This is a genomic window from Mesorhizobium sp. M4B.F.Ca.ET.203.01.1.1 (genome assembly GCF_004791025.1).
Taxonomy (GTDB): domain Bacteria; phylum Pseudomonadota; class Alphaproteobacteria; order Rhizobiales; family Rhizobiaceae; genus Mesorhizobium; species Mesorhizobium abyssinicae.
Window position 1 is genome coordinate 1 of record NZ_SRUO01000088.1, and the last position, 392, is coordinate 392.

The window sequence follows — 392 nt, forward strand, 5'->3', positions numbered from 1 at the left end:
CTGATCCCGGAGGCGAAGAAGCTCAACGTGCTGCTGAAGGAGTTCCGCCTGTCACGCAACCACATGGCCATCGTGGTCGACGAGTACGGCGGTGTCGCCGGCCTGGTCACCATCGAGGACGTGCTGGAACAGATCGTCGGCGAGATCGACGACGAGCATGACGAGGCCGAGGATCCGTCGGCGCAGATCGCCATCCAGTCCGACGGCCAGTACGTGGTCGACGCACTGACCCCGATCGGCGACTTCAACGAGCGTTTCGGCGCCACGTTCTCCGACGAGGACTACGACACCATCGGCGGCCTGGTCACCGAGGCCGTGGGCCATCTGCCGGAAGTCGGCGATGAGCTGGCCCTGGACCGCTTCATGTTCCGCGTGGCCCGCGCCGATGCGCG

At 66.1% G+C, this 392-nt stretch carries 1 protein-coding gene; it reads left to right on the top strand.

Annotated elements, in window-relative coordinates:
* Positions 1–392, top strand: a 392-nt coding sequence (locus EN846_RS33750; protein WP_281036069.1) for a transporter associated domain-containing protein, incomplete at both ends; no start/stop codon positions are given.